Annotated in this window: 30 protein-coding genes; all 30 read left to right on the forward strand. The window is 59.6% G+C overall.

Annotation, left to right across the window (positions count from 1 at the left end; genetic code table 11):
* Window position 1: 1 nt before the first annotated feature.
* Window positions 2-295, forward strand: a complete 294-nt coding sequence (locus ACW5XD_RS18470; protein WP_456496136.1) for a hypothetical protein — start codon at window positions 2-4, stop codon at window positions 293-295.
* Window positions 292-897, forward strand: coding sequence for a hypothetical protein (locus ACW5XD_RS18475; protein WP_456496137.1), 606 nt, complete (start codon window positions 292-294; stop codon window positions 895-897). The genes ACW5XD_RS18470 and ACW5XD_RS18475 overlap by 4 nt, the downstream gene beginning before the upstream one ends.
* Window positions 894-1,136 (forward strand): TraR/DksA C4-type zinc finger protein, encoded by a 243-nt coding sequence (locus ACW5XD_RS18480; protein WP_265432832.1) that lies wholly within the window; start codon window positions 894-896, stop codon window positions 1,134-1,136. The genes ACW5XD_RS18475 and ACW5XD_RS18480 overlap by 4 nt, the downstream gene beginning before the upstream one ends.
* On the forward strand, window positions 1,126-1,449 hold the full coding sequence (locus ACW5XD_RS18485) for a DUF2730 family protein (RefSeq protein WP_111588190.1): 324 nt from the start codon (window positions 1,126-1,128) through the stop codon (window positions 1,447-1,449). Before ACW5XD_RS18480 ends, ACW5XD_RS18485 begins: the two co-directional genes overlap by 11 nt.
* Window positions 1,450-1,460: 11 nt before the next feature.
* Entirely contained in the window at window positions 1,461-1,754 is a 294-nt protein-coding gene (locus ACW5XD_RS18490) for a VpaChn25_0724 family phage protein (RefSeq protein WP_456496138.1), read from the forward strand.
* Window positions 1,755-1,764: 10 nt separating this feature from the next.
* Window positions 1,765-1,890 (forward strand): hypothetical protein, encoded by a 126-nt coding sequence (locus ACW5XD_RS18495; RefSeq protein WP_456496139.1) that lies wholly within the window; start codon window positions 1,765-1,767, stop codon window positions 1,888-1,890.
* Window positions 1,890-2,021, forward strand: coding sequence for a hypothetical protein (locus ACW5XD_RS18500; protein WP_262411711.1), 132 nt, complete (start codon window positions 1,890-1,892; stop codon window positions 2,019-2,021). The genes ACW5XD_RS18495 and ACW5XD_RS18500 overlap by 1 nt, the downstream gene beginning before the upstream one ends.
* 2 nt (window positions 2,022-2,023) lie before the next feature.
* Window positions 2,024-2,608 carry a DUF3486 family protein gene (locus ACW5XD_RS18505; RefSeq protein ID WP_456496140.1) on the forward strand — a complete coding sequence of 195 codons (585 nt, stop codon included), beginning with the start codon at window positions 2,024-2,026 and terminating at the stop codon, window positions 2,606-2,608.
* Window positions 2,608-4,215 (forward strand): terminase large subunit domain-containing protein, encoded by a 1,608-nt coding sequence (locus ACW5XD_RS18510; protein WP_456496141.1) that lies wholly within the window; start codon window positions 2,608-2,610, stop codon window positions 4,213-4,215. Before ACW5XD_RS18505 ends, ACW5XD_RS18510 begins: the two co-directional genes overlap by 1 nt.
* On the forward strand, window positions 4,212-5,783 hold the full coding sequence (locus tag ACW5XD_RS18515; RefSeq protein WP_456496142.1) for a DUF935 domain-containing protein: 1,572 nt from the start codon (window positions 4,212-4,214) through the stop codon (window positions 5,781-5,783). Before ACW5XD_RS18510 ends, ACW5XD_RS18515 begins: the two co-directional genes overlap by 4 nt.
* Complete coding sequence (locus ACW5XD_RS18520) at window positions 5,776-6,567, forward strand: phage head morphogenesis protein (RefSeq protein WP_456496143.1); 792 nt, start codon at window positions 5,776-5,778, stop codon at window positions 6,565-6,567. The genes ACW5XD_RS18515 and ACW5XD_RS18520 overlap by 8 nt, the downstream gene beginning before the upstream one ends.
* Window positions 6,568-6,943: 376 nt before the next feature.
* Window positions 6,944-7,900 (forward strand): phage protease, encoded by a 957-nt coding sequence (locus ACW5XD_RS18525; RefSeq protein ID WP_456496144.1) that lies wholly within the window; start codon window positions 6,944-6,946, stop codon window positions 7,898-7,900.
* Window positions 7,901-7,906: 6 nt separating this feature from the next.
* Window positions 7,907-8,806, forward strand: coding sequence for a Mu-like prophage major head subunit gpT family protein (locus tag ACW5XD_RS18530; protein ID WP_456496145.1), 900 nt, complete (start codon window positions 7,907-7,909; stop codon window positions 8,804-8,806).
* A 91-nt stretch (window positions 8,807-8,897) separates the two neighbouring features.
* Entirely contained in the window at window positions 8,898-9,152 is a 255-nt protein-coding gene (locus ACW5XD_RS18535) for a hypothetical protein (RefSeq protein WP_456496146.1), read from the forward strand.
* A gap of 3 nt (window positions 9,153-9,155) precedes the next feature.
* A complete protein-coding gene (locus ACW5XD_RS18540) occupies window positions 9,156-9,665 on the forward strand; it encodes a tail needle knob protein (protein WP_456496147.1) in 510 nt (169 codons plus the stop codon).
* 34 nt (window positions 9,666-9,699) lie between these two features.
* Window positions 9,700-10,287 carry a hypothetical protein gene (locus ACW5XD_RS18545; RefSeq protein ID WP_456496148.1) on the forward strand — a complete coding sequence of 196 codons (588 nt, stop codon included), beginning with the start codon at window positions 9,700-9,702 and terminating at the stop codon, window positions 10,285-10,287.
* A gap of 3 nt (window positions 10,288-10,290) precedes the next feature.
* Window positions 10,291-10,725, forward strand: coding sequence for a gp436 family protein (locus tag ACW5XD_RS18550; protein WP_456496149.1), 435 nt, complete (start codon window positions 10,291-10,293; stop codon window positions 10,723-10,725).
* Window positions 10,725-11,282 (forward strand): phage virion morphogenesis protein, encoded by a 558-nt coding sequence (locus ACW5XD_RS18555; protein WP_456496150.1) that lies wholly within the window; start codon window positions 10,725-10,727, stop codon window positions 11,280-11,282. Before ACW5XD_RS18550 ends, ACW5XD_RS18555 begins: the two co-directional genes overlap by 1 nt.
* On the forward strand, window positions 11,279-11,893 hold the full coding sequence (locus tag ACW5XD_RS18560) for a hypothetical protein (protein WP_456496151.1): 615 nt from the start codon (window positions 11,279-11,281) through the stop codon (window positions 11,891-11,893). The genes ACW5XD_RS18555 and ACW5XD_RS18560 overlap by 4 nt, the downstream gene beginning before the upstream one ends.
* An 8-nt stretch (window positions 11,894-11,901) precedes the next feature.
* Window positions 11,902-12,081, forward strand: a complete 180-nt coding sequence (locus tag ACW5XD_RS18565; RefSeq protein ID WP_264098352.1) for a DUF2635 domain-containing protein — start codon at window positions 11,902-11,904, stop codon at window positions 12,079-12,081.
* Window positions 12,082-12,083: 2 nt separating this feature from the next.
* Window positions 12,084-13,574: a phage tail sheath subtilisin-like domain-containing protein gene (locus ACW5XD_RS18570; RefSeq protein WP_456496152.1), complete on the forward strand. Its 1,491-nt coding sequence runs from the start codon at window positions 12,084-12,086 to the stop codon at window positions 13,572-13,574.
* A gap of 10 nt (window positions 13,575-13,584) precedes the next feature.
* Entirely contained in the window at window positions 13,585-13,941 is a 357-nt protein-coding gene (locus ACW5XD_RS18575; protein ID WP_456496153.1) for a phage tail tube protein, read from the forward strand.
* A gap of 2 nt (window positions 13,942-13,943) precedes the next feature.
* The gene (locus ACW5XD_RS18580; RefSeq protein ID WP_456496154.1) at window positions 13,944-14,315 is read left to right on the forward strand and encodes a phage tail assembly protein; all 372 of its coding nucleotides are present in this window, start codon (window positions 13,944-13,946) and stop codon (window positions 14,313-14,315) included.
* Window positions 14,316-14,454: 139 nt separating this feature from the next.
* A complete protein-coding gene (locus ACW5XD_RS18585) occupies window positions 14,455-16,248 on the forward strand; it encodes a hypothetical protein (protein WP_456496155.1) in 1,794 nt (597 codons plus the stop codon).
* Window positions 16,249-16,259: 11 nt separating this feature from the next.
* Window positions 16,260-17,666 (forward strand): DNA circularization protein, encoded by a 1,407-nt coding sequence (locus ACW5XD_RS18590; RefSeq protein WP_456496156.1) that lies wholly within the window; start codon window positions 16,260-16,262, stop codon window positions 17,664-17,666.
* Window positions 17,659-18,738: a phage baseplate assembly protein gene (locus tag ACW5XD_RS18595; RefSeq protein WP_456496157.1), complete on the forward strand. Its 1,080-nt coding sequence runs from the start codon at window positions 17,659-17,661 to the stop codon at window positions 18,736-18,738. Before ACW5XD_RS18590 ends, ACW5XD_RS18595 begins: the two co-directional genes overlap by 8 nt.
* Complete coding sequence (locus ACW5XD_RS18600; protein WP_456496158.1) at window positions 18,732-19,286, forward strand: phage baseplate assembly protein V; 555 nt, start codon at window positions 18,732-18,734, stop codon at window positions 19,284-19,286. Before ACW5XD_RS18595 ends, ACW5XD_RS18600 begins: the two co-directional genes overlap by 7 nt.
* A 6-nt stretch (window positions 19,287-19,292) precedes the next feature.
* Window positions 19,293-19,745, forward strand: coding sequence for a phage GP46 family protein (locus ACW5XD_RS18605; protein ID WP_111588212.1), 453 nt, complete (start codon window positions 19,293-19,295; stop codon window positions 19,743-19,745).
* Window positions 19,735-20,802 carry a baseplate J/gp47 family protein gene (locus ACW5XD_RS18610; protein ID WP_456496159.1) on the forward strand — a complete coding sequence of 356 codons (1,068 nt, stop codon included), beginning with the start codon at window positions 19,735-19,737 and terminating at the stop codon, window positions 20,800-20,802. Before ACW5XD_RS18605 ends, ACW5XD_RS18610 begins: the two co-directional genes overlap by 11 nt.
* Window positions 20,787-21,368, forward strand: coding sequence for a YmfQ family protein (locus ACW5XD_RS18615; protein ID WP_456496160.1), 582 nt, complete (start codon window positions 20,787-20,789; stop codon window positions 21,366-21,368). The genes ACW5XD_RS18610 and ACW5XD_RS18615 overlap by 16 nt, the downstream gene beginning before the upstream one ends.
* The last annotated feature ends 2 nt before the right edge of the window (window positions 21,369-21,370 follow it).

Below are 21,370 nucleotides of genomic sequence, written 5' to 3' on the forward strand. Positions count from 1 at the left end.
CATGGGCCGCAACTGGAAGTGGAGCATTGAGCATGGCCGCGAACAGCGGCTCAAGCTGGAACGGGAGTCTGCCGAACAGGGCATCGCCGAGTGCGACATCGATCGCGCCGTGCCGCTGCACAGTCATGACGCCACCATGCAGGGCTACTTCGCCCAGGGCTGGCGCTCGGTCACCCAGGCTGATGTCTATCAGGCCCGCAACCAGCACCGTTTCAAGATCCTCACGACCTGCAATGAAAAGGTGGCCATGCACTGCGCCAACTTGCGGGCCCTCTTTAATAAGGACGCATCATGATCCCGTTAATCCCAGCACTGGCGGCGCTGGCCGTGCAGCAAGGGCCAGCCTTGATCAGGGGTATCTCTGCCATGTTTGGCGGCAGCGATACCGCCAACAAGGTGGCCGATATGGTCGAGCAGGTGTCTGGCATCGGCTTCACTGCCGAACAGCAACAGGCCAACATCGAGCAGCAACTGATGCGCCTGCCACCGGAGGCCATCGCCGATCTGCAAAAGCTCAAGGTGGAGCTGGAGAAAGAGCAGACCCGACGCCTGGAACTGCAACTGGCTGACCAGCAATCTGAGCAGGCCAGCACCCAGCAGACCATCCGCGATGGTGACGGTGCCACCGATACCTATGTGCGCAATACCCGCCCGCTGATGGCGCGCCAGAGCTGGTATGCCACCGCGCTCTATGTGCTGGTATTCGAGGGGCTCAGCGTCGCCGGGTTCGGAGAGGGAGCTGATATATCGGTGATCGCCATGTTGTCATCCCCAGCTTGGGCCTATATGGGCTTGCGCACCCTGGACGGCTTTGCCCCTCACCCCAAGGCCAGTGGCCAGAAGGTTGGCGCGGTCATCACCGGCACTGTCTCCAAGCTGTTGACGAGGGGCAAATGACCGACCTGTTTGATCGCGCCCAGAAACAAGAACAAGAGAACCGCGACCGTGACCTGGCCAACCAGCTCGCCCGGCGCCGTATCGAAACCCCAGACCAGGACGCTGCCGGCAACCGCTTCTGCCTGAGCTGTGGTGAACAGATTGCCAGTGACCGGTTGGAGGCCGCGCCGGATGCTGTGCGGTGCGTCCCTTGCCAGAGCTGGAAAGAGAACGCGGGGAGGCATCGCCATGGAGTTTGACTGGATCCCGAAATGGTGGGGAGTCATAACCACCGGGGTGGCGGTGCTGGCCACCGTCGCCATGTTGTGGCTGAGCAAGACCTTTGCCCGCCGTGAAGAACTGAACAAAGTGAGCATCACCATGGACGAGCTGACCAGCCGCGTTACCAGCCTCGAAAACCGTGTCGACAATCTGCCCACCCAGGAACAGTTCTATGAACTTGGCATTCAGCTAGAAGGCTTGCGGGGGGATATCAAGGCGCTCACTGCCCAGCTCAAACCCACCAATCACCAGATTAACTTGCTGCTCGAACAGCGTTTAAACGAGAAATAAACGGGGGTTATATGTCTTTGAAAGAACTGGTAACCGGTGATCAGCGGCTGGTAATGCTGCGGTCACTCAATGAAATGCCGGGCTATGAGGCCAATGAATCGATCCTTGATTCCTGCCTTGACCAGTACGGCCACAAGATCAGCCGTGATGCGGTGCGAACCCACATCAGCTGGCTGGCAGAACAGGGTCTGGTCACTCAGCGCGAACTGGGCAACACCCTGATCGCCAAGCTCACCGGTCGCGGCATTGACGTGGCCACCGGAGCCGCCACCGTACCAGGTGTCAAGAAACCGCGTCCGGAGTGAGGAGAAGACTATGAGCATTACTATCCCTACTTGGCTTTTGTGGGCGCTTGGCATTCCGCTCGGCTTGCTTGTGCTGGGTGCTGCAGCTATCGGGATCTGTTTTCTGATCAGCTTTTCGAATGTTGGGCGGCGCTGATGAAAGCCCGCCTGCTGGATATAGCCGCCATGATGGCCGTGGGCTACCTGCTGGCGCTGACCATAGTGGGCGATCCAGTCGCCGCGCTCTGGGGCTGCACTGCCCCGCTGATTGACAAACTGCTGGGGTAGTCATGACCACCAAGACCAAGAACACCAAGAGCAAGATCCAGCAGCTGCCTGACGATATCCGCAGCCAGCTGTCGGCCATGCTGCGCTCTGGCTCCATGTCTCAGAAAGACATCCTGGAAGAGGTGAACGCCCTTATCCTGGAATCCGGCCTGCCGCCGGAAGAGCAGATCAGCCGCACCGGCCTCAACCGCTTTGCCAAACGGATGGAGGTAGCAGGCAGCCGCATGGCGCAGGCTCGCGAAGTCGCCGAGGTCTGGACCACCAAGCTTGGCCAAGCCCCCACCTCTGAGGTCGGCAAGATGCTGCAGGAGTTCGTGCGCACCATGGCGTTAGAGACGTCCATGAAGATGATGGATGCCAGCGATGGGGAAGAGGGCAAGATGGTTGACCCCAAATCACTGGGCCAACTTGCCCTGGTGATCCAGCGTGTGGAGCAGGCAGCGATGACCAGCCACAAGGTAGAAAAAGAGATCCGAGCCGCGTTCGCCGCCGAGGTGGCCGCCAAGACCGAGAAGATTGTGAAGAGCGCAGGGTTGACGGCTGAAACCGCCGCCGATATCAAGCGCCAGATATTGGGGATTGCGTGATGAACCATCTATCTCCAGCAGAAAATGACCTTCGCAACCAGTCAGCGGCCGCCATCATCGGCGGCCAGTTCGACCCGAACGAAGTGCTGCTGCCCTACCAGAAGCGCTGGATAGCGGATGACTCCCCCCTCAAGATTGCCGAGAAGTCGCGCCGTACCGGTATCACCTGGGCGGAAGCTGCAGACGATGCGCTGACCGGTTCCATGTCGGCCGCCGCTGGCGGTTGCGACACCTTCTATGTCGGTACCACCAAAGACATGGCTCGCGAGTTTATCGACGCCTGCGCCATGTGGGCAAAGATTTATGACTATGCTGCCAGTGAGGTGAGCGAAGAGGGGCTGGTCGATGAAGACAAAGACATCCTGGTCTATGTCATCAACTTCGCCAGTGGCTTCAAGATCAAGGCGCTCAGCTCGAACCCCAGCAGCTTACGGGGGATGCAGGGCAACGTGGTGATCGATGAAGGCGCCTTCCATAAAGACCTGGCTGCCATCCTCAAGGCTGCGCTGGCGCTGACCATGTGGGGCAGCAAGGTGCGGATCATCTCGACTCACAACGGCATCGAGAATCTGTTCAACACCCTGATCCAGGACAGCCGCGCCGGCAAGAAGCGCTACAGCATTCACACCATCGATATCGAGACAGCCATCCGCGAGGGTCTCTATCGCCGGATCTGCCAGGTCACCAAGAAGGAGTGGGGCCAAGCGCTGCAGGACGAGTGGCTGCGCAACCTGCTCAAAGACACCGCCACCGAAGAAGACGCCCGGGAGGAATACTACTGCGAGCCCAAGAGCGGCGGCGGCGCCTATATCAGTCGTGGCCTGCGTGAACGGGCTGCATGTGGTGATGGCCCTGTGCTGCGCTTCACCGGCTCGGCCGCCTTCAACGCGGCCAGCGAATCGGAGCGCCACGGTGAAATGCAGGAGTGGCTGGAGGCCGAAGCCTTCCCCGAACTGATGAAGCTGGATCGCAGTCACCGCCACGCCCTGGGCGAAGACTTCGCCCGCTCGGGTGACCTGACGGTATTCGCCCCCATTGAGGTGCTGCCCACCACCCGCCGCCGGGTGCCATTCCTGGTCGAGCTCAAGAACGTGCCGTTCAAGCAGCAGGAGCAGGCGCTCTATTTCATCTGCGATCGCCTGCCGCGCCGCGATGGAATCTGGCTGGATGCCAACGGTAACGGTAGCTATATCGCGGAAGAGGCGGCCTATCGCTACGGCCAAGAGGTGGTGAAGGTGATGCTGTCGGTCGGCTTCTATCGCGAGAACATGCCGCGCTTCAAATCGGCCTTTGAAGATGACGAGCTAGAGCTGCCCAGGCACGAAGACATCATCACGGATCTGGGGCAAATCCAGATCTACCGGGGCACGCCCGGCATTGATGACAGCCGCACCCAGGGCAGTGATGGCAACAAGCGTCACGGCGACTCGGCGATTGCCATCTTCCTGGCCTATCTGGCCAGCAGGTCTGAAAAAATCGAATACGCCCTGCACACCATAGGGCGGCCGAATCCAACAACACCAGAGCATTTCGAAAACGTTGCTGAGCGCGATGCGTATGACGATATGCCACAAAGGGCCATGCGTGGCCGAGGAGTATCACTGTGAGCAGCATTCTCGATAGCCGGGGTAACGCCATCAAGCCCGATAAGCCGGCACTGAGTGAAGACATCGCGCTGGCCCACATCACCAGTGTGCGCAACCCGCGCCCCGCCAGCGTGGCCAGCTCCATTACCCCCCATCGCCTGGGGGGCCTGCTGCGATCAGTGGTCGATGGCAGCAACCCCCAGGACTACATGACCCTGGCCGAAGAGATCGAGGAGCGGGATCTGCATTACGCCTCTGTCTTGCGCACCCGCAAGCTGGCTGTGGCTGCGTTGCCGCCCAGTGTCGAGGCCGCCAGTGATGATGCGTTCGACAAGCAGCTGGCCGACGAAGTGCGCCAGTTGATGGAAAGCGACCAGATCCCCGAGCTGTTCTTTGACCTGCTCGATGGCCTGGGCAAGGGCATGGGGGTGTGTCAGATCCTGTGGGATACCAGTGGCGGCCGCTGGACGCCAAACGATTACAGCTGGGTGGACCCCCGTTATCTGCGCCCAGATGCAGACACCCTGAGCAAGATCCTGCTGATTAGCGATGACGCCCCCCAGGGCAAGCCGCTGGAACCCTACAAGTTCATAGTGCACCTGCCGCGCACCAAGTCAGGCAGCATCTGGCGCAACGGCCTGACCCGGCTCTGCGCTGTCATGTACATGCTGAAAAGCTTCACTGTGAGGGACTGGTGGGCGTTTGCCGAGGTGTTCGGCATCCCTATCCGGGTTGGTAAATACGGGGCCAACGCGACCTCCGACCAAATCACCACCCTCAAGAACGCCATCGCTACCATCGCCAGCGACGCCGGTGCGGTGATCCCCGATTCGATGATGGTGGAACTGGTCGAGACGGCCAAAGGCAATGGCGGCGATACCCTGTTCGAGAACATGGCCCGTTGGGCTGACGAACAGACCAGCAAGGCGGTGCTCGGTCAGACCATGACCACCGATGATGGCAGCAGCCGCGCCCAGGCGACGGTGCATAATGAGGTGCGGCTGGATATCGCCAAGTGGGATGCCCGCCAGCTCGAAGCCACCATCAACGAGTACCTGGTAAAACCCTTCATCGTGCTGAACTGGGGTGTGCAGAAGGCCTATCCCCGCGTCTGTATCCGGGTACCGGAGCCGGAAGACCTCAAGCTGCTGGTCGAAAGCCTGATGCCGCTGGTCGATCGCGGCATGAAGGTGAGCGAGAGCGAGTTGCGCGACAAGTTCGGGCTGGCCGATCCGAAAGAGGGTGAGGCCATGCTGCAGCCACTGACGGTAATGGAAGCTGCCGTCTTGCCGCAGCCGCTGGCCCTTAACCGCCAGCAAGGCCAGCGCTTGGCCATCAACCGCATCCAGCAGCCCAGTGAGCAGGCAATCGATCAACTGACTGAAGAGGCCATGAGCGACTGGGTCGAGGTGGGGGGCGAGGACTTCATGAATCCGATCCTCGAATTGGCGGCCAAGGCCACCACCTTCGAAGAGTTCAATGCCGGACTGCTGGCGCTGAAAGAGACCTTGAGCGCCGAGCAGTTCACCCCGCAGCTGGCTGATTACCTGTTCCGGATGCGCGGCATGGGGGATGTGCAGGATGCCTGAACCCAAGGCCTCGGCCTTTCCGCCTAAAGAGGCGCTCGACTGGTTCAAGAAGAAGGGGCTGCAGCCCGGCTTTGACTATAGCGACGTGTGGAAGGAAGAGCACAGCAACGCCTTCACCGTGGCCAAGATGCTCAATGCCGATCTGCTGGTCGAGGTACGGGCCCTGGTCGAGCAGGCGCTGGAACAAGGCCAGACCTTTGCCCAGTTCCAGGCGGTCATCAAACCGCTCCTGGTAAAGTCAGGTTGGTGGGGGATCCAGACCATGGATGATCCGCTGACGGGCGAAACCAAGCCGGTACAACTGGGCAGTGAAGGGCGGTTAAAGACCATTTACCGCACCAACATGCGCACCGCCCGCGCCGCTGGCCAGTGGCAGCGCATCGAGCGCACCAAGCGGGCCATGCCTTACCTGGTCTATCAGATCGGCCCTGCCCGCGAGCACCGCGCCCTGCATGTGAGCTGGAACGGCATCACCCTGCCAGTGGATGATCCCTGGTGGCAAACCCATATGCCGCCCAATGGCTGGGGCTGCCATTGCCGGGTTAGCCAGATCAGCAAGTTTGAATACGCCAAGCTGCAGGGGGATAGCAGTATCAAGTTCGCTGCCCCAAGCGATGGCAGCAAGGAGTGGGTGAACAAGCGCACCGGTCAAGTGGAGGTGCTACCGAGCGGCATCGAGCCGGGATGGAACTACAACCCGGGCAAGGCTCGCGAACAAGCCCTGAAAGCCGACTTGGCAGCCAAGGAACAAACATTGCGTCAGACGCTCTCAGCGCCGCTATGAACGATTTCGGCTACCAGCGTATGAATGAAATGCCCTGCGTTGAATCTGGCGCTGTTTAAAGGTGGTTTAAAGATGGTGTGGGGTGGCGGCGCCGCCGTGATTTTTGCCCCATACTGCCATCACTTCGCATCACCCTCTTCTCGCCAATCAGGATCCTGTGTACCCTGTTGATGTCCGGTCATCGCCGTTCATCCTCGCCTTGTTCAGATAATCACCAGTCGGCTCGCCGGCACCGATAACCCCCAGACCCTCCCCCCTTTCACAGCGAAAACCGTCATTACAGGCCGCCCCTCAATTCGGCCCATTATCGATTCGTCCAAACAAACCCACTCAACCCAAGCCACCTGGCGGGAGGTTGTTATGTGACGGAGCGATCATGCCCAAAACCTATCTTGCCCTTTGCCATGACTTTTCCCGCCAAGAAGTGCGTGACGAAAAGGTCTGGTTGCCGTTGATCCCGGCTGGTGAGTTCGAAGGCAATGATGGGCGCCGCTGGAACAACGCCAATCCAGATGAAGTGGTGAAGGCGTTTAACCGAAAGCGACCGTTCGACATTGAACATGCTACCCACATCCTCGGCCCACAAGGCCAGCCTGCCCCAGCAATGGGATGGATTAAGGCGCTGCAGAACGTTGGCGGTGAGGTATGGGGGCAAGTCGATTGGAATGAAGAGGGGCAGCAGTTAGTTGATGCCGAGAAATATGCCTATTACTCCCCGACGTTCACTTATGACACTGAAGGAGTTGTGCGCGGCATTGCCAGTGCGGCCCTTACCAATGAACCGAATCTTGACCAACTCCCTGCCCTGAACCGTGAGAAAACTCCAATGCCATTGCCCGTTGAACTGACCCAAGCACTGGGTCTGGGTGCTGATGCGGATGTCGCTGCCGCGATCACTGCTATCGGCTCCCTCAAGTCCGAGCACCAGCTCGCCATGAACCGTGTTGCCGCTGGTCCTGACCTGACCAAGTTCGTCCCGAAAGAGACCTTTGACTTGGCCATGAACCGTGCCACCAAGGCCGAAGCCCTGGTGAAAGAGACCGAAGAGGCCAAGCTGGCCACGCTGGTTGATGGCGCCATTGCCGAAGGCAAGATCGCCCCGGCCAATAAAGAGATGTTCCTGGGCATGTGCCGCGCCGAAGGTGGCGTGGAACAGTTCAAGCAGTTCGTGGCCAGCGCACCGGTCATTGCCGATGCCAGCGTGGTGAAAACCACCACCGAGCAGGTTGGCGCCCTGAGCACTGATGAACTGGCACTGTGCCGCAAGATGGGCCAAAAGCCCGAAGAGTTCCTGGCTGCCAAGCAAGCCATGAAAGCCAAACGAGGGGAGTAATCCATCATGGCATTTACCGAAGCCCAAATTCTGGAGGCGTTGACCGTCTCCATGTCTGCCGCCTATACCCGTGGTCTTGGCACCATTGCTCCGCAGTGGAATCGCGTGGCCACTCAGGTTCCCAGTTCTGGATCCAGCAACTTCTACGGTTGGCTGAAAGATCTCCCCTCTATCAAGGAGTGGATAGGCAACCGTCAGCTGGTTGAGCTTGGTAGCCATGGCTATCAAATCCTCAACAAGACCTTCGAAGCCTCTATCGTCATCAAGCGTGAAGACGTGGAAGACGATCAGATCGGCAAATACTCCATGAACGCCGAAAACTTCGGACGTGAAGCTGCAGTGTTCCCCGATCAGAATGCTTACGGGTTACTGGCTGCTGGTTTCACCACCCTCTGCTATGACGGTCAGAACTTCTTTGATACTGACCATCCGCTGGACACTACCCCGGCCACCACCTTCTCCAATGTAGTAGGTGACCCGAGTACCGATACCGGCCCGGCATGGTTCCTTATCGACGATATGCAGGTGGTCAAGCCCATCGTGTTCCAGGAACGTCGCACTTTCGACTTCCAGACCCTGAACGCCACCAGCGAATACACCTGGTTCAATAACAAGTTCGCGGCTGGGGTAGATGGTCGCCATGGCTATGGCTTTGGCCTTCCGCAGACTGCTATCGGCTCCAAGGCTGTGCTGGATGAAGCCAACTTCGAAGCGGCCAAGAACAAGCTGGCCAGCATGAAGAAGTCCAATGGCACTCCCATCGGCATCAAAGCCCGAGCTCTGGTCGTCGGCGTGAGTAACGAATCTGCAGCCCGCAAGCTGATCAAGCGCGAGTTCCTCGAAAATGGGGAAAGCAACATCTACTTCAACAACGTCGAGATCGTGGTTAGCGAATACCTGCCGTAACCGGTCATCTGATGTAACCCACCCGGTCGGGGTGGAGCTGGCAACACCATAGCGTCGAAGCCCCGACTGTTTATCCAACCAGGAGAAGCCCATGGCCACGACCACCAAGACATTGAGCGCCACTGCCTGGGTGCTGGTATCCGTAGTGGGTAGCGGCACCATGGAGAATCAGACCGGTCAGATCGTGCTCTACCGCGCCGATGCGTCGCTGCCTGACCCCGGAGTGAAGGTCGGCCATCACCTCGGCCGTGAACAGCGCGAGGCCTGGAGCTTTGACCCGCCCCAGAACCTCTACGCTCGGCTGAACCTGCCTGGCAGTGGCGTTCTGGTTGTGACCGAGGGCTAAGCCATGCCGACTGCAAAAGCGTTCGTGTACCAGGCGCCCAAGCGCAAGAAGAGCGAAGTCTATTGGTCTGGCCTGTCTGGTCCTGCTGCCTTGCTGGCAGCAGATACCGACCGGGATTTGATTGCCTGGTTAAAAGGCCTGCCAGCGCCGCAGTTCGGCACCCTGGCCCCGTTCTTCAACACCACCAGTGACAAGCTGAACGCCTTCAACAGCGACAGCAGTCTGGCCTTCAAGCTCAATCTGGTGGGCAGTTGGTCTGGCGGTTCGTCCAACCGGTCTATGCAGTTGGACTTTGTTGGCACCAATGGCAACCGCCTGGTGGCGAGCAGAGATGTGGCAGTGACCAGTGATGTGGTGACCTTGGCCACCTTCTTCTCGATTGATGCAGGCGGCGGCATTGTCACCAACGGTACCAAGCCGGTGATCCGCTCGAACAACGGATCATTTGCGACCACGGCTGTGTTGCTGATCGCCGAGCAGGCAACCAGACAAACCCTGATATCGGCGGTGTAAACCGCCTTTGTTGACCCTTTACAGGAGCATTGATATGGCACCCCGTAAGCCAACGATTAAAGCCGTTACTGACAAAAGCGAGCAGCTGGCAGCTGCAGCAGTGGGCGCAGGTACCGAGCCGGTATCAGCGCAAGCCGAACCGAAGAAAGATGGCGTGTTGGTAGACCCTGACGCCGAGGCCGCCCGCCTGGAGGCGGAACAACAGGCCTCCGAAGAGGCGCGACTGGCCGCCGAAGCAGAAGCTGCTGAATCCACCCGTCTGGCCGCTGAACAGCGGGCAGCTGAGAAACAGGTAACTGAACAAGAGATCAATCAGCTGGCGACTGATATCACCTTGAAGGCGCTTGGCCTTGATCCGGTTCCACAGCAGCAGGCAAGCGCCGACTGGCTGCTCGGTCAGTTCGACGTCAAGGCCAAGTCGCCGGCTGGCTTCTGGCGCTGTGGCATCCACTTCCTGCACTCCAGTACGACCCGCGTGTTTGTGGTGGAAGATAAGGCCGATGTGCCACACGACCACGACTGCGAGATCCCGTGCTGCTACCTCACTCAGGAAGAGGCCAAGCGCGTGTATGGCGAACCCTGGCTGAAAGTGCTTATCGATAGCGAAGTTATCAAGGACTAAGCCATGGCCATCTACGCGACGAAGCAGGACCTGATCGACCGTGACGAGGGCATGCTCTACAACTTCGCCCTAGACCGCTCGACCGACACCCTCAACGACACCTGGATCGATGAGGCATTGGCCACCGCCGATGACGAAATCAACGGCTACCTGTCTCGTCGCTTTGTGCTGCCGCTGCCGACCGTGCCTGACCTGCTCAAACGTCAGGCTATTGTCATCGGCTTCTATTGGCTCGGCGATCGGGATAACCAGGTCACCGACCTGCTGCAGGACCGTTACGACAGAGCCATCGCCAAGGTGAAAGAGATCGCGGCCGGCAAGGTGGATCTGGGCCTGCCCACCCCCGACATGCCGCCAGAGGGTAGCGTCGGCAAGGTGGAGCTGGTGCAGGACAACGAGCGCCTGTTCACCCGTAACAGCCTGAAAGGCGTGCTCTGATGGCGATCTCGGTTGAGGTCACGACTCGGGGCGAAGAGCTGGCACGCTATCAGCGTCTGCTCGATACCCTGGGCCGCAACGACTACAAGGCCGAGCTGCTCGAAAGCATCGGCGCAGTGGTTGAAAGACAGACCCGCCGCCGCATCAGCGATGAGAAGACAGCGCCGGATGGTACGCCATGGGCGCCCTGGTCTGCCGCCTATGGCAAGACCCGCCACGGCAACCAGAGCCTGCTGCAGGGTGATGGCGATCTGTATGACAGCATCGAGTACCAGGTGCAGCGCAACCAGGTGCGTGTCGGCTCTGCCTTGGCCTATGCCGGGGTGCATCAGGATGGATTTAGCGGGTCAGTGCAGGTGCCTGCCCACGTTCGCCGCATCAGTCAGGCGTTCGGCAAGGCGCTCAAGTTCCCGGTCTATCAGTCGGTCGGCAGCTTTACCAGGATGATGGAGATCTCCCAGCGCGAATATCTGGGCCTCTCCAGCGATAACCAGACCGAGCTGCTCGCCGTGATTGGCGACTTCTGGCAAGACGTGATGAAGGAGGCAGGCCTATGAGCCGCCCGGATTTTGGCACCATCGGCAGTACCGTCAGCGCCTGCGAAGGTGTGGTGCAGTATCTCAAACCTTATCTGGAAGCTGCCGGCCCAGGCGCGGACCGGGTGATTGACCGGGTGCAAACCATCGAGCGCCATATCGGCCGCTTCAACGAGCCGGACGATATCAAACGCTGGATGGGGAATCGCGATGGCGGCATCCGCATCGCCGCGATGCGGGTGGTATCGATGCGCCGCGAAGGCTACCTGATCGGCACCATCGAATTCTCGGCCTTTGTGTTCTGCGCAGACCAGTTCGGCTATGCCAAAGACCAGCGGGCTGAAGTGATCGCATGTCGGCTGGCCACGGCCCTGATGTTGACCGGCGGCTGGCGTGGCACCGATGCCAGCAAGGCCCCCGAGGGGGTGCGGATGGATAACCTCTACACCACCGGCATCGACAAGCTGGGGCTGTCCATCTGGTCGGTGACGTGGCGGCAAGACTGGCCGCTCGATAACCCCATCGACCCTGCCACCCTGGACGACTTCTTGCGCTTCAACTTCAAGGCCGAGCTGGCTGATGGCGCACCTGTTTGCGAGGCCGATATCACCCTGCCAGGGCCTACACCATAGGAGCAACCGTGGAACTTTATCTCAAACCGAAAGAGGGGCTGACCATCCGCAAGCCGGATGGCAGCAAGCTGGCTGCAGAGGGTGAACGTGTCCCTCGCACCAGCTTCTGGCTCAAGCGGCTCGCCGATGGTGATGTCGTCAATGTGAAACCGGCCGCCAAGGCCACCAACAAGAAAGCGGAGAAGTGACCATGGCTCTCGGAACCATCCCCAATGACGTGCGCGTGCCGCTCGTCTACATCGAGATCGACAACTCGCAGGCCCTGAGCGGCAACATTGCCCAGGACCAGAACGTGCTGCTGTTTGGCCAGATGACCGATGCCGGCGCCGATGCGGGCACCGCCGCCCCGCTGACGGTCACAGAAGTACCGGTCAGCGAGTCAGCCATTGATGCCCTGTTCGGTGTCGGCTCCATGATGGCGCTGGCCGCCAAGCGTTATCGCAAGGCCAACAGCTACACCCGCACCTTTGCGCTGGCCTGTGGTGATATCGCCGCTGGTGCAGCCGCTGCCGGATCCTACAAGTTCGGCGGCCCGGCTACTCAGTCCGGCACCCTTTACCTGTTGATCGCCGGTCAGGCTCTGCAGGTCGGCGTGGCTGCCTCGGCAACCGCTGCCACTATTGCCACAAATGTGGCCGCAGCCATCAACGCCAAGAAGAACCTGCCGGTGACGGCTGTCGTGGACGGTACCGATACCGCCAAGATCAACATCACTGCCAAGTGGAAGGGCTTGACCGGCAATGACATCGACCTGCGTCATAACTACTACGCCGGCGAACAACTGCCGCCCGGGGTGAGCATCACCACTGTGGCCATGACCGGTGGATCTGGCGCGCCCGATATGGCCGCCCTGATCGCGGCTATGCCAGACGAGTGGTACAACCACATCATGATGCCGTTCAACGACACCGCCAGCCTCAACACCCTGCGTGACGAGCTGCTCGAACGTTGGGGGCCGCTCAAGATGAGCGAGGCCATCGCCTATACCGCATTCCGTGGCACCTATGGCGAGACCATCACCTTTGGCGAAGGTCGCAACGACTTCCTGCTCTCCTGCATGGGTACCAGCAAGTCACCGAGCCCCAGCTGGGAGTTTGCTGCCAGCTATTGCGGTATCGCGGCCTATCACCTGGCCATCGATCCGGCACGGCCGCTGCAAACCTTGGCACTACCCGGCATTCTGGCGCCGGCCAAAGCAGACCGTTTCGCCTTCGACGAGCGTAATAACCTGCTGAAATCCGGTATCGCGACTTACCAGATCCAGCCCGGCGACGTGGTGGCCATCGAACGCGAGATCTCGATGTACCAGGAGAACGCCTTTGGTGACCAGGATCCGTCTTACCTGGACATCACCACCCAGGCCACCCTGGGCAAGATGCGTTACGACATCAAGGTAATGGTTACCAACCGTTACCCGCGCCACAAGCTGGCCGATGACAACGTGCTGGCTCAGATTGACCCGGCGCAACCGACAGTCACGCCCAAGCTGATGGAGCAGGCGATTCTGGAAGTATCCCTCGGCTGGGTGACCAGCGGTCTGATGGAGAACTTTGACTTGTTCAAAGAGACCCTGGATGTCACCCGCGACACCAGCGATCGCAACCGCCTCAACTGCGTCTGTCACCCTGACGTTGTCAACCAGCTGCGCGTCTTCGCAGCCCTGATCCAGTTCAAACTGTAAGGAGAACACCATGGGAATGATCCTGGGTGAAGTGACCATTCGCGCGAATGGCAAGCAACTGAAAACCAAGGGCGGTGCCACGCTCAACCCGGGCGGCTACAGCCGCACCCAGCACACCGGTCAAGGTAAGGTATGGGGCAAGAGCAAGAAGTACAGCCCGCCCAGCATCGAGCTGGTGATCGTCGCCGATGAAGATGTCGATGTCATCGAGATCAACGCTATCGAAGATGCGACCCTCACCTGGGAAGGCGACAACGGGGTCAGCTACATGATGACCAAGGCCAGTACCAATGAACCGGCCAGCCTGCGTGAAGACAGCGGCGATATCGCGGCCACCTTCTTCGGCGACAAAGTAGTGGGGATCTGACCATGGCCCGGATCACCTTCCAACTCGAACATGGGATCCCGGGCAAAGGGAGCGACGATAAGTCGCTCCTTTATCGTGAAGTCGGTCTGCGTGAACTGACGTCAGCCGATCTGATCGATGCCCAGCTCGAAGCCGAAAAAGTGGTGGTGCAGAACGGAAAAGCGGTCGCCTATACCAGCGACGTGCTTTATGGCCTGAACCTGCTTTGCCGCCAAGTTGAATATATCGGCGAAATAAAAGGCCCGTTGTCTATGCAACTGCTTAAGAAATTGCATGTCGATGATTTCGGTTTGCTGCAAAGCAAAGCCCAAGAATTGGATCTGGCATTGACAGAGGCCTTGGCAGAACGGGGGCGATCTAATTCAGTGGGCTGATCCGGTCATGGGGGTCATGTTGGCCATGAGCAAATATATCCCCACAGCTGAGCTGAAATATTTACCCATTCGCCACCTGCTGCGCAGATTTGACCAATTAAAGCAGGCCCTGACGCCAAGAAAATAAAAAGGAAATGCCATGGCCAAGCAACTTGTCACCGATATTGTTATTAACCTTGCTGGCAACCTTGCCAATAAGGCGCGGCAATATGGACAGAGCATGACCCAGTTCGCTGCCAATAATCAGCGCGCCATGAACATGCTCAAGATGTCGGCCTCTGCTGCTGGCCGTGGTATCGATGCCCTGGGTAATCGTTATGTTGCCTTGGGGGCGGCGGTGGTCGGTGGTTCAGCGGTCCGTGGGTTCTCGCAGCTTGACCGCCGCATCTCCCGTATCGCCATCGCTGCCGAGATAAGCCGCGAGAAGTCGGCAGAGCTGTATGACGAGATCCAGCGGGTATCCAACCTCAAGGGCATTCGCATTGACCCTGCCGAAGCAACATCCGCCATTGAAGAGATCCTGACCAAAACCGGTGATCTTGAATACGCGATTGCCAACCTGCCCAATATTGCCGCCGTGATCCAGGCCACCGGCGCGGGCGGCCTTGAGGTCGGTGGTATCTTCACCGAATTCAAGAAGCTCAACATACAGAATAATGAGGCGGCCATGAGGGCCATTGACACCCTCAACCTGCAAGGCAAGAGCGGGGCCTTTACCCTGGGCAATATGGCCAAAGAGGGTCCCAAGATATTCGCGGCCTATGCCGCCACCGGTCGCCAGGGTGCCGAAGCAGTCACCGAACTGGGTGCGGCCCTGCAGGTGATCCGTCAGGGCGTCGGATCTGATGCCGAAGCGGTGACGGCCTTCGAATCCATCATTCGTGACCTGACCAGGCCTGATACTGTCAAGAAGCTCAAGCAGTTGGGCAACATCGATGTGTTCGACCCAGAGCAGCTCAAGCAGGGCAAAGAGGTCATGCGCTCCCTGCCAGCGCTGATTGAAGAGATCGTCACCAAGTCGGGCGGTCTCTCCAGCAAGTTGGCCGATCTTAATCTGACCGACGAAGCCAAGCGGGCCCTCAAGCCGGTGATCGCCGAGTTTGTACAGACAGGTGACGTCAAGGCGTTCGACGAGTTTCTGAAACTGTCGGGTGACGGCACCACCACCCTCAACGATGCCGCTGTGGCGGCCAATGACTTTGCCGCGAGCCTGCAATTGGTCAGCAACAGCTGGAACCAGTTCGCCAACCAGCAGTTGGCTGGCCCCGTGGCCGAGCTGGCAAATGCCATCAACAGCCTGGAACCGGATGCTGTGCAGAACTGGCTGGAGACAGGCAAGAATATCGCCCTGGTGGTAGGTGGTCTGGTGGCCGTCAAGAAGGGAGTGGATGCGGTACGCTGGACCAAGGGCGTCTGGGATGCAGCCAAGCCCAGCAAGGGCGGTGCCGGTGGTATGGGTGGCGCCATGTCCGATCTCGGCGCTACTCCCGTCTATGTAGTCAATATGCCAGGGGCTGGATTTGGTGATGGTTCATTGACTTCAGCAGGTAATGCGGCAGGGAACAAAAGCACACTCAATGTTCAGAAGCTTATTGCGGGAGGCACCGTGCTTTATGGGGTGTCACTTATTCCTGAACTGGGCGGATTGCCAAAGTTCAGCAGGGCTGAAGAACGTGCCAAAGAGTTGGCAGAAAAAGGCCCGGGACTTTTTAATCTGAGTACTGATGGAATCACGCCAGCCCCCGGCATTCTCGATGTGTTCGATGAGATGAAGGCCTTTTTTACCAGGGACATCAGCGCCAGCCCGCGTCCGGATAATTTGTCTGGCACCCTTGATATCAATGTCAGGGATGATCGCATTACCGTCCGTACCCGCGACACTGCCCCCGGGCTGAAAGTGAATGTGGATAACGGCCCGTCACTGATGCCGTAAGCGAGGTTTGAATGAGCTTTGAAGAGCGTTTGACCGCCTCGGTACGGGGCGTTGAATTCCTGCTGAATACCGTGGATGGCAAGGGCGGCCGCCGCGCCATCCCCCGTGAGTACCCCAAGCGCGAAAGCGGATGGACAGAAGATAACGGCGCCGTGCTGACCAACGAGCAGATCGTCGGCAAGCTGGTCGGAAAAGACTATCTGACCCAGCTGCGCAGCCTGCTCGATGCCCTGAATCAACCGGGTACCTGCGAGATGCTCCACCCCTGGTGGGGCGTGCGCACTGTGCAAGTCGGCGAAGTCAGCCACCGCCTGGACAACGAAGAAGACGGGGTGGCCTATGTCACCTTCACCGTGTGGGAAGCCGGTACCCGGTTGTTTCCCTCTGCTGCCATCGATACCGCCGCCACCCTGGGCAATGCCGCCGACGCCGCCAATGGCGCGACTGAGCAATCCTTCCTGGACTCCTTCCTGACCGGCATCGACAACATGGGCCCCATGGTCGATACCCTGCTCGATGACCTGGACGAGTTGACCCGTGGCCTGCCTACCTTGCCGGATCAGTTCCGTGAGTGGACTGATCGCCTGATGCGTACCAAGGATAGCGTCGGTAGCCTGCTGGCCTACCCGGGCGAACTGGCCCGCGAGGTAACGGGTATCGTCGAAGACATCAAGGGCGTCGTCACCGATCCCATCAGGGCGCTATCCGTATATGACAACGTGAGCCGCCGCTGGGAAGGTATGCGGGCAGAGCTGGCCATCACTGGGGGGCTGCCCACTGGCATCATCAGCGATGCCAATGCCGGGAGCGCGTCATCCGTGCCGACCATTGATACCCCTGACGAGCGCGATGCAGCCATGGCCAATGGTGTGGCGTTTACGGCCTTGATCCGTCGTGCCTCAGCCACTGCTGCTGCCAGTGCCATTGCCAGTGCCAACTTTGGCAGCGATCGCGACTTCACGGCGGATCCTGCCGGTTCGGTCACTATCGGCCAATCCCTCACTGGCGATCAGGTCAACAACCAGCTGAGCCGCCCCGTGGTGATGGATGGGGTCATCGGGGCAGACCGCAACCTGCTGCTGACTGCCGATGACCTGGAGGCCATGGCCAACCAGTTGGCCGCCACCTTGGCCGAGCTGGCCATGGATGCGGTAGAAGCCGGCGAAAGCGGCGTGTGGCGCTCCTTGCGTGACCTGCGCCTTGCCCTGCTCAATGACAGCCGAGAGCGAGGGGCCCAGTTGCCGCGCCGACGTCAGCTCACGCTGGCCACTACCACGCCTGCCGCTTTGCTGGCTTGGCAGCAGTATGGCAATACCGAGTACCGCGATCGCCTGGTCAGCAGCAACAACCTGCGTGATCCCGCCTTCATCACCCCCAGCACCCGAATCGATGTGATCGACGAGGTGGCCAATGGCTGAGCCCATTACCCTGCGTGTCGATGGCCAGCTCTATGAGGGATGGCAGAAGGTGCGCATCACCCGCAGCCTGCGCGATATCGCCGGCGATTTCGAACTGAGCCTGACTCGCAAATGGAACGATGCCAAGGCGATGGCGATCCGCGAGGGCAGTGCCTGCACTGTGCATATCGGCACTGACCTGGTGCTGACCGGGTATATCGATGACTTCATCCCCAGCTATGACGCCAAAGAGGTCAGCTGGGTGGTCAGTGGTCGCAGCAAGACCAGCGACCTGGTGGACTGCTCGGCCATCTATAAGAGCGGTCAATGGCAGGGCGTGACGCTGGACAGAGTTGCCCGCGATATCTGCCAACCATTCGAAATAGAGGTGCTGGTCGAGTGCGACCTGGGGGCGGCATTCCCTCGCGTGGCCATCGAGCAGGGCGAGACCTGTTTCGAACTGCTCGACCGCTTGGCCAAGCAGCGCGGGATCTTGCTCACCACCAACGAACTGGGCCAGCTGGTGCTGACTCAGGCCAGTGACCAGGTCATGGGGGCCAGCCTTGTCCTGGGTGAAAATATCCTGGCCGCCCGTGGCCAGTTCAGCATGCGCGACCGGGCATCAGAATGGATTGTGAAGGGCAGCAGCTATGGCGGCGGGACAACGTGGGATAACACGGCACCGGCTACCATTGGCGGCCAGAAGGCAACGATTACTGATCCTGCTGTCACCCGCTATCGCCCGCGCATCATCATCGCCGAAGACGTCACCACTGTGGCCGGGGCCAGCAAGCGCGGCCAGTGGCAGAAACAGCGCAGCATCGGCGAAGGCACCCAGACCGAGGTGACCGTCGCCGGCTGGCGTACTCAGGGCATAGAGGGTGACCGTGGCCCGCTCTGGCGTACCAACCGCCTCTGCCCCGTCAAAGACGAGATCCAGGGGCTAGATGAAAGCTGGTTGATTATCACCATTACCCTGATGGAAGACGATAAGAACGGCCGCGAAGCCATCATCAACCTGATGCCCCGCGAGGCCATGTTGATCCCGGTAGAAGTCGCCAAGAAACAGACCAAAGAGGTAACCACATGGTGACCATTCGTGATGTGCAGAAGTTGCTGGCGCCTCTTTCGCGCCGCCTGCGCCTGATTGCCGATAGGGCCATCGTCACCCTGGTAAACGACTCGTTCCAGCGGCAAGGATTGCAGTTGAAAGTGCTGGCCGACGAGAGCGCTGATGATGTGGAACGCTTCCAGAACTATGGCCACACCAGTGTGCCGCCAGAAGGGTCTGAGGCCATCGTGTTGGGCATTGGCGGCGCCCGCGCCGGGCTGGTTGCTATCGCTGTTGAGCACAAGGGATTTCGGCCAAAAAACTTGGAGGCGGGCGACTCTTGCCTATACCATCTAGAAGGTCACCGCGTTGTTCTTGGCAAGGAAGAAACAGTCTCCATCACAGCGAAATCCGTCATTACAGAAGCCAGCGAGAAAACCCTCACGATAAGCCCTGATAACGAGATTCAGGGCGCTATGCATGTCACATTGAACATCACCACCGATGCCGATGTGATCATCAACGGCAAGTCGTTCCTGGATCATAAACATGATCTACCGGGTGGAGGGCAAACATCTCCCCCTGTGTGAGGGGCGATGACCACAGCAATCACCTGGAACAACGAAACCGGCCGAGGCGATATCGAAATCACCTCGGCCGGTTTGCGTCAGGATGATGGCCTCGCCACCCTTGTATTGCAGATCCTGTTCACCGATGCCCGCGCCGATCCCTCTGACGTCTTGCCTGATGGCACCAACGACCGCCGTGGCTGGATTGGCGATACCTTCGCTGATGAGCCATGGGGCAGCAAGCTCTGGTTGCTCGACCGGTCAAAGCTCACCACGGACGTGCGCAACAAGGCGGTGACCTATGCGCAAACGGCCCTTGAACGCCATTTAAAGCCCGATTACGCCAAGCAAGTCGTCGTCACCGGCGCTATCCCCCAGCTCCAGATGCTGCAACTCGATATTGCCATCACCCGTCCCGATGGCTCGGCCATGACCCTCAGCATCAAACAGCGCTGGGAGGCGCAAGCCAATGCCCTATAACGTGCCCACTCTGCGCCAGATCATCGCCAGTGGTGAGCTGGATCTGGAATCCAGCCTCGACACTGTGCTGCCAAAGTTCAGCATCGAACAGGCGCTCAATATCGCCGTCAGTGCCGGCATCCGCGATGCCTATGACCACCAGGCCTGGATCGTGCGCCAGATCATCCCCACCACTGAATCTGATGACCAGACCATTGTTGAGCTGGCCCAGTTTGAAGGGGTGATCCGCAAGCAAGCCACCTATGCCGCTGGCCCTTCCACCTTGAGCGGAAACGTGCCTGCTCCGGTCGGTACCGTATTGCAGCACAAGGATGGCCGCCAGTATGCCGTGACATCCAGCGCCAGCCCCAGCAGCGGCACAGTCGCTGTTCAGGTGCAGGCCACCGCCGTCGGCGCATCTGGCAATCTATCCCCGGGCGAGGTGCTGACGTTGGTCACGCCTGTGCCAGGACTGCAATCAAGTGGCGTCAGTGGGGATATCAGTGGTGGTGCTGACATCGAGCCTATCGCTGAGCTGCTGGAACGCCTGCTGTTTCGCAAGCGCAACCCGCCCATGGGGGGCGCTGTGGCAGATTACGTGGCCTGGATGCGGGAGGTGCCCGGCGTGACCAGGGCGTGGGCCTATGACGTTTGGCAAGGCGGTGGCACGGTAGGCATTGGCTGGGTTTTCGATGACCGTATCGACATCCTGCCGACCCCGACTGACACGCTTGCCATGATGGAGTACCTCTTCCGTCATCCAGACCCGGCGACCGGCGTGCTGGTTGGGCGCCCTGGTGGCATTGAGCCGGTGCCTATCGGCCCTTTGCTCAAGACCACTGATCTAGCCATCACTCCCACGCCAGACAGTACCGATATTCGCGCCGCTATCCAGCGCAACCTGGACGGTTACGAACGCACCCTGCAGCCGGGCGACACCCTGCTGCTTTCCAAAATCCGCACTGCCATTGGCACCGCCGCCGGGGTGAAAAACTACACCCTCGATCTGGCTGCTGATGTGCCGGCTGATATCGATGAGTTGAACGTCATCGGGGTGATCACGTGGCCCACTCTGTAGAGCAATGGGGTGAATCACTCCAGCAGCAAATGCCCCGTGGCCGCGCTTGGCCACGTGACGTCGATGCTGACCTGCCGAAGTACGTCATGGGCTTTGCCAAGCGCCTGGCCGATTTGGAACTCAGTGCCGACCAGCTGCTGCTGGAGATGCGGCCAGAGACTACCAACCTGCTGTTGCCAGAGTGGGAAGCCTATCTGGAGCTGCCGGAGTGTGAGGCTGCCGAGCAGTCTTTCGAACGCCGCCGCGCTGCTGTTGTCGAGAAGTACCACCGCAAAGGCGGCCTGCAGACCTGGATGATTGAGCAGATCGCTGCCGCCCTGGGCTTCACCGTCAAGGTCTATGAGCAGTGGCCCCACCACGTGCTCAGAGACGTCAACTATCCACTCTATCCCGCCTCTACGCGCTTCGTGCTGCGCGTGGACGCGCTCGACATGCCAGAAGACCGCTTCACCGTGCTGGACAACGTTCTGACCCCTTTGCGGGGCAATGCACCCCTGGTGCTCGAATGCGTGCTCAATCGCCTGAAACTGGCTGGTTTTTACTACGACTTTAACTATGAGGTGTAACT

Source organism: Aeromonas enterica (genome assembly GCF_054052465.1).

Excerpts from the sequence above, each read along its gene's own strand:
- ACW5XD_RS18605 (WP_111588212.1), top strand. The coding sequence starts at position 19,293 with ATGACCACAGCAATCACCTGGAACAACGAAACCGGCCGAGGCGATATC.
- ACW5XD_RS18535 (WP_456496146.1), top strand. The coding sequence starts at position 8,898 with ATGGCCACGACCACCAAGACATTGAGCGCCACTGCCTGGGTGCTGGTA.
- ACW5XD_RS18575 (WP_456496153.1), top strand. The coding sequence starts at position 13,585 with ATGGGAATGATCCTGGGTGAAGTGACCATTCGCGCGAATGGCAAGCAA.
- ACW5XD_RS18505 (WP_456496140.1), top strand. The coding sequence starts at position 2,024 with ATGACCACCAAGACCAAGAACACCAAGAGCAAGATCCAGCAGCTGCCT.
- ACW5XD_RS18550 (WP_456496149.1), top strand. The coding sequence starts at position 10,291 with ATGGCCATCTACGCGACGAAGCAGGACCTGATCGACCGTGACGAGGGC.
- ACW5XD_RS18540 (WP_456496147.1), top strand. The coding sequence starts at position 9,156 with ATGCCGACTGCAAAAGCGTTCGTGTACCAGGCGCCCAAGCGCAAGAAG.
- ACW5XD_RS18525 (WP_456496144.1), top strand. The coding sequence starts at position 6,944 with ATGCCCAAAACCTATCTTGCCCTTTGCCATGACTTTTCCCGCCAAGAA.
- ACW5XD_RS18485 (WP_111588190.1), top strand. The coding sequence starts at position 1,126 with ATGGAGTTTGACTGGATCCCGAAATGGTGGGGAGTCATAACCACCGGG.
- ACW5XD_RS18495 (WP_456496139.1), top strand. The coding sequence starts at position 1,765 with ATGAGCATTACTATCCCTACTTGGCTTTTGTGGGCGCTTGGCATTCCG.
- ACW5XD_RS18590 (WP_456496156.1), top strand. The coding sequence starts at position 16,260 with ATGAGCTTTGAAGAGCGTTTGACCGCCTCGGTACGGGGCGTTGAATTC.
- ACW5XD_RS18490 (WP_456496138.1), top strand. The coding sequence starts at position 1,461 with ATGTCTTTGAAAGAACTGGTAACCGGTGATCAGCGGCTGGTAATGCTG.
- ACW5XD_RS18500 (WP_262411711.1), top strand. The coding sequence starts at position 1,890 with ATGAAAGCCCGCCTGCTGGATATAGCCGCCATGATGGCCGTGGGCTAC.
- ACW5XD_RS18580 (WP_456496154.1), top strand. The coding sequence starts at position 13,944 with ATGGCCCGGATCACCTTCCAACTCGAACATGGGATCCCGGGCAAAGGG.
- ACW5XD_RS18610 (WP_456496159.1), top strand. The coding sequence starts at position 19,735 with ATGCCCTATAACGTGCCCACTCTGCGCCAGATCATCGCCAGTGGTGAG.
- ACW5XD_RS18510 (WP_456496141.1), top strand. The coding sequence starts at position 2,608 with ATGAACCATCTATCTCCAGCAGAAAATGACCTTCGCAACCAGTCAGCG.
- ACW5XD_RS18530 (WP_456496145.1), top strand. The coding sequence starts at position 7,907 with ATGGCATTTACCGAAGCCCAAATTCTGGAGGCGTTGACCGTCTCCATG.
- ACW5XD_RS18555 (WP_456496150.1), top strand. The coding sequence starts at position 10,725 with ATGGCGATCTCGGTTGAGGTCACGACTCGGGGCGAAGAGCTGGCACGC.
- ACW5XD_RS18475 (WP_456496137.1), top strand. The coding sequence starts at position 292 with ATGATCCCGTTAATCCCAGCACTGGCGGCGCTGGCCGTGCAGCAAGGG.
- ACW5XD_RS18560 (WP_456496151.1), top strand. The coding sequence starts at position 11,279 with ATGAGCCGCCCGGATTTTGGCACCATCGGCAGTACCGTCAGCGCCTGC.
- ACW5XD_RS18470 (WP_456496136.1), top strand. The coding sequence starts at position 2 with ATGGGCCGCAACTGGAAGTGGAGCATTGAGCATGGCCGCGAACAGCGG.
- ACW5XD_RS18595 (WP_456496157.1), top strand. The coding sequence starts at position 17,659 with ATGGCTGAGCCCATTACCCTGCGTGTCGATGGCCAGCTCTATGAGGGA.
- ACW5XD_RS18570 (WP_456496152.1), top strand. The coding sequence starts at position 12,084 with ATGGCTCTCGGAACCATCCCCAATGACGTGCGCGTGCCGCTCGTCTAC.
- ACW5XD_RS18520 (WP_456496143.1), top strand. The coding sequence starts at position 5,776 with ATGCCTGAACCCAAGGCCTCGGCCTTTCCGCCTAAAGAGGCGCTCGAC.
- ACW5XD_RS18480 (WP_265432832.1), top strand. The coding sequence starts at position 894 with ATGACCGACCTGTTTGATCGCGCCCAGAAACAAGAACAAGAGAACCGC.
- ACW5XD_RS18585 (WP_456496155.1), top strand. The coding sequence starts at position 14,455 with ATGGCCAAGCAACTTGTCACCGATATTGTTATTAACCTTGCTGGCAAC.
- ACW5XD_RS18600 (WP_456496158.1), top strand. The coding sequence starts at position 18,732 with ATGGTGACCATTCGTGATGTGCAGAAGTTGCTGGCGCCTCTTTCGCGC.
- ACW5XD_RS18545 (WP_456496148.1), top strand. The coding sequence starts at position 9,700 with ATGGCACCCCGTAAGCCAACGATTAAAGCCGTTACTGACAAAAGCGAG.